Source organism: Methylibium sp., assembly GCF_013817365.1.
Lineage (GTDB): Bacteria > Pseudomonadota > Gammaproteobacteria > Burkholderiales > Burkholderiaceae_C > Methylibium.
In genome coordinates, this window is sequence record NZ_JACDCU010000297.1 from 1 (window position 1) to 5,243 (window position 5,243).

The 5,243-nt window shown below is 67.7% G+C and carries 4 protein-coding genes; all 4 read right to left on the reverse strand.

The window, feature by feature from the left end:
• Positions 1-179: 179 nt before the first annotated feature.
• Positions 180-1,970 carry an acyl-CoA dehydrogenase C-terminal domain-containing protein gene (locus H0W38_RS16000; protein ID WP_292455883.1) on the reverse strand — a complete coding sequence of 597 codons (1,791 nt, stop codon included), beginning with the start codon at positions 1,968-1,970 and terminating at the stop codon, positions 180-182.
• Positions 1,971-2,029: 59 nt separating this feature from the next.
• Positions 2,030-2,713, reverse strand: coding sequence for a TetR/AcrR family transcriptional regulator (locus H0W38_RS16005; RefSeq protein WP_292455889.1), 684 nt, complete (start codon positions 2,711-2,713; stop codon positions 2,030-2,032).
• A gap of 202 nt (positions 2,714-2,915) precedes the next feature.
• Complete coding sequence (locus tag H0W38_RS16010) at positions 2,916-3,929, reverse strand: FHA domain-containing protein (protein WP_292455885.1); 1,014 nt, start codon at positions 3,927-3,929, stop codon at positions 2,916-2,918.
• A 136-nt stretch (positions 3,930-4,065) separates the two neighbouring features.
• A partial coding sequence (locus H0W38_RS16015) for a serine protease (RefSeq protein ID WP_292455887.1) occupies positions 4,066-5,243 on the reverse strand: 1,178 nt, incomplete at its 5' end.

Sequence of the window (5,243 nt, forward strand, 5' to 3'; positions counted from 1 at the left end):
CCAGCGACCTCTCCGTCTTGGTTTCGTCGTCGATCGTCTTCCACAGGCCGACCGGCGTGGCTGGCGCCTGCGCATGGGCCGCGGTCACCAGAACGCCGAGCGCCAGGAAGGCGCTGGCGGCAAGCTGCTTGATCGTCGTCATCGTCGTCTCCCGAAGTTGAAGTCGCAAAGGGTGGCGCTCAGAAAAGCGCCTCGTCCATCGCCATGAGCGGCGCCGAGCCGGTACGCGCGGTGCGGATCAGCATCGCCGTCTCGGGCAGCAGCTTGGCGAAGTAGAAGCGTGCCGTGGCCAGCTTGGCCGTGTAGAAGGCGTCGCCCGAATCCTGCTTTTCCAACGCGATCTTGGCCATGCGGGCCCACAGGTAGGCGAACACCAGGTGGCCGACCACGCGCAGGTAATCGACCGCCGCCGCGCCCACTTCGTCGGCATTGCCGAAGCCCTTCATGCCCAACTCCGTGGTGAGCTTGGTGACCTTGTCGCCCAGGTCGGCCAGCGGGTTCACGAACTCCTGCATCGCCTCGTCCGTGCCTTCTTCTTCGATGAAGTCGGCAATCATCTTGCCGAAGGCCTTGAGCTTCTTGCCGTTGTCGCCCAGCACCTTGCGGCCCAGCAGGTCCAGCGACTGAATCGTGTTGGTGCCCTCGTAGATCATGTTGATGCGGGCATCGCGCACGTACTGCTCCATGCCCCATTCCTTGATGTAGCCGTGGCCGCCGAACACCTGCATGCAGTGCGAGGTGGCGAGCCAGGCGTTGTCGGTCAGGAAGGCCTTGACGATGGGGGTGAGAAGGGCCACCTGGTCGGCCGATTCCTGGCGAACGTCTTCGTCGGGGTGCGAGAGCTCGCGGTCGATCAGCAGCGCGGTGTAGAGCGAGAGCGCGCGGCCGCCTTCGGCAAAGGCACGCGCCGTCAGCAGCATCTTGCGCACATCGGGGTGGTTGATGATGGGATCGGCCGGCTTGTCGGGCGCCTTGGGGCCGGACAGCGAGCGCATCTGCAGCCGGTCTTTCGCATAGGCGGCGGCGTTCTGGTACGCCACCTCGGTCAGGCCCAGCGACTGCATGCCCACGCCCAGGCGTGCCACGTTCATCATCACGAACATCGCCGCCAGTCCCTTGTGGGGCTCGCCGACCAGGGAGCCGACGGCGCCGTCGAGGTTGATCTGCGCCGTGGCGTTGCCGTGAATGCCCATCTTGTGTTCGAGCCCGGTGCAATAGACCGGATTGCGCTCGCCCAGCGAACCGTCGGCCTTGACCAGGAACTTCGGCACGACGAACAGCGAGATGCCCTTGGAGCCGGTCGGGGCATCCGGCAAACGCGCCAGTACCAGGTGAACGATGTTGTCCGTCAGGTCGTGCTCGCCGGAGCTGATGAAGATCTTCGCGCCCGTGATGCGGTAGCTGCCGTCCAGTTGAGGCTCGGCCTTGCTGCGCAAGAGGCCCAGGTCGGTGCCGCAGTGCGGCTCGGTCAGGCACATGGTGCCGGTCCACTGGCCGCTGGTGAGCTTGCTCAGGTAGAGCGCCTTCTGCTCGTCGGTGCCGTGTTCGTGCAGCGCTTCGTATGCGCCGTGCGTCAGGCCGGGGTACATGGTCCAGGCCTGGTTGGCGCTGTTGTTCATCTCGTACAGGCACTGGTTCACCGTGATCGGCAGACCCTGGCCCCCGTACGCAGGGTCGCCGGCCAGCGCCGGCCAGCCGCCTTCGACGTACTTCTCGTAAGCCGCCTTGAAGCCCTTGGGCGTGCGCACCTCGTGGGTCGCCGGGTCGAGCGTGCAGCCTTCCTCGTCGCCGCTGATGTTGAGCGGAAACAGCACCTCGGCGGCGAACTTGCCGCCTTCCTCGAGCACGGCGTTGATGGTGTCGGCGTCGATCTCGGCATGCGGCGGCATGGCGCGCAGCTCGTCGGTCACGCTGAGCAGTTCGTGCAGCAAGAACTGCATGTCGCGGATCGGGGGGGTGTAGCTGGCCATGAAGGGTTCTCCGGGTCAGAAGGAAACGGGCAGTCGATACGGCACACGGAGTGGGTTGCTCAGCGCGCCTTTTTCCGGGCGGCGGCCGGGCTCGCGGCCGCAGGGGTGAGGTTGTCGGCCAGGATGCGCTCGAAGCCACGGCCCGCGCGCTCGATCGCGCCGGGGTTGCGCATGAAGCGCGCGTCGTGGTGCAGCGCCAAGATCAGGCCATGGATCTCGAACAGCATCTGCATCGGGTCGGCATCGGTCTTCAGGTGGCCTTCTTCGATCGCGATCACGATCGCGCGCTCCAGCGCGCCGTGCCAGGCGCGCACCATGCTCGCCAGGGCGTCACGCACCGGGCCGGGCCGGTCGTCAAATTCGACCGCGCCGGAAATGTAGATGCAGCCCGAGTCGATCTCCACCGACACGCGTTTGACCCAGCGCTCGAACAGGTCGCACAGCCTGGGCAAGCCACGAGGCTCGAGCAGGGCAGGGTGGAAGACCTCTTCCTCGAACCGGTTGTGGTATTCGCGGATGACCGAGATCTGCAATTCCTCTCGCGAGCCGAAGTGCGCGAACACGCCCGACTTGCTCATGCGCGTGCAATCGGCCAGCGCCCCGATCGACAGGCCCTCCAGCCCGATTTGCGAGGCCAGGCCCAGGGCCGCATCGAGAATCGCCGCGCGGGTTTGCTGACCTTTGTGCTGACCGCGCGCCGCCGTGCGCGCCTCGCCGCGACCGCCTTCGGATTCGACAGGCAGGTCGGCACCGCCGGCCGGGTTGTTGTCAGGACTCAGAGGGGACAAGGGCGCTCCGCGCAAAAACGAACGATCGTTCTATTTTGGCAGAAAAAACAGTGTCCGTGGCGCTGAAAGGGGTGGCTTGTCTGAAGGGCCGGCCGCTCAGGGGCCGAGGATTGCCCGTTAGTTGCGCCGCCCGCGAGGTGCAGTCTGGGTGAGACCGTCACTCCTCGAGGTCATCCTCCGGCAGCCAGGCCGGTGAATCCTTGTCGCGCGCCTGCCGCTCCAGCGGCGCCTGCAGGCGCCGTGCCTCGTCAAGGAACCGCTCGGCGGTCACGGCCGGTGCCAAGCGCAGCGCCGGCGGGCCCAGCGTGCTCAGGTAAAGCGGCGAGAACCAGCGATCCCTCTGTTGATGGTTGAGCAGCAGCTTCAGGCTGATGCCGACCACGAACATCGTCGCGAAGCCGACCGCCAGCGCCTGCCGCCGCGTCGGAAGAATGAGGCTCAAATGCCCGTAGAGCAACACGCAGCCGAGTGCCAGCATGAGCACCTCGCCCGCGCGCAGCAGCCACGGCCACGACAGCGCAAAGGCCGCCAGTGGCAGCACGGCGCCGAGCAGCAGCGAAGCCAGCAGCACCGACAAGGCCAGCCGCAGATGCGCCAGGAAGTCGAAGTGGCGGGTGAAGAGTTTTGCGCCCAGCGCCCACAGGAAACACCAAACGCCCAGGCCGATGGGCACGGCCACCAGTACCGGCAAATAGCCGCTCAGCGGATTGCCCGGGTCGCTTTCGAGCCAGTGATTGCCCAGCAGCCAGGCCAGCATCAACAGCAGGCCGGCGGCCAGCCAGCGGCCGCGCAGCGGCACTGGTGGCGCCAGCGCTTGTTCCCGCGCCAGCGCTTCGCCGGGAAGGCGCAAGCGCAACCGCGTGCGGCCGATCTGCCATTCGCTGCCGCTTGCCACCGGCAGGCTGAGTCCGGCGGACAGCAGGCAGCCCGCGAGTCGCAGGCCGTTGATCGTGTCGCCCACGGTCAGCGTCGCTTGGCCGTCCCGCATGTCGAGGCTCGCGTGGTGGGCGGCGGCATGCGGGTCGTCGAGCAGCACGTCGCAATCGAGCGCGCGGCCGATGGTGATCGGCCAGCGGGCCACGGCAATGCGGTGAGCGACGCCGCCATCGCGGTCGAGCAGTTCGACCAGCGCGAGTCGAGCTTCGGGCGCGACCCTCGGCTCGGGGGTCATCGGCGCGTGACCGGGACCGACCGCCGGTGCGCCAGACAGAACATCGCCACCCGGATCGGCCTGTTCAGTCCCGCCGGCAACCGCATCGCTGCGCGCCGGCCCGTCCAGGCCGCCACCGCCTGCTTCGATCGCCGGCTCACGGCGCCTCCTTGCGCGCGTAGCCGCTCAGGTAATGCTCGGCCAGGCGCATCGCATTGTCGAAGCTCACGCCCCGCGCATCGATTCGGCCCTGCACGCCGGCGCTGCCCTGGTCGAGCGTGGCCACCAGCACGCTCAGATCGTAAAGCCCGGCCAGGCGCTTGTAGGCGCTCATGCACAGCACCGCACGCAGCGGCAGTCCGGCTTGTTCGACGAAGCTTTCGTGGCATTTCGGCGCGGTGTATTCCTTGCCCATGCGCCGGCCGAAACTCTCGTTGCGAAAGCTCGCGCTGTAGCGCTCGGTGAAGCGCAGCACACCCAGCTTGCGGCCGTCGTAGGCTTCGTGGCGCACGCCGAGCGTGCCAGTGGCCAGCGCGCCGCTGACGAAGACCTGCGTGTCCATCTCGCAGTCGGAGCGCTCGAACTCCAGCCCCTTGGTGTCGGACGGCGTGCTGCGGCCCCAGCAGCGCATGAAGTCCTCCTGCGGCACGGGAATGCGGTAGTCCGGGTGCCCGGCGCTGCGCCACGGCTGGCTCACGAAACGCTGCGTCACCGTTTCCTGGTGCGCAAAGAGTTGCGCGGTCAGCTCCGGGTAGACCGGCGCCCTGATCGGCTCGGCTGCGCGCGCACGCTCGAGCAGCACCTGCGCAAACCGCGCCGGCACCAGAAAGCTCACCTGCTGGCCATCGCGCCTTGTTGCCACGTTGATGCCGACCACGCGGCCCTGCTCGTCGAGCGCCGGCCCGCCGCTCATGCCCGAGTTGAGCGCGCCGCCGAAGAAGATGCTCGGATAAAAGCTGCGTTCCACCAGGCCGTTGTAGGTGCCTTCGAGCACCGCGAAGCCGACGTCGAGCGGATTGCCCAGCGAGTAGATGCGCTCGCCCTGGGCCAGCGGCTCGTCGGCCGGCCGAAAAGTGAGCGGCGCGCCCGGCACGTCGCGCGGGGCGCTCTCCTTGCCGGCGCCCGCCGGCAGCGCCTTGACCAGCGCCAGGTCATGGACCGCATCGAAGCCGAGCAATTGCAGGCTGCCTTCGCGGCCATCGACGCGCGTGTAGACCAGCCGGTAGCGCTCGGGCTGCAGCGCGAGCTGGCTGACGACGTGGTAGTTGGTGACGATGAGTCCGTCGTCGCTGACGAAGAAGCCCGAGCCGACCGAGGCCTGGCTGTCCTGGCCCT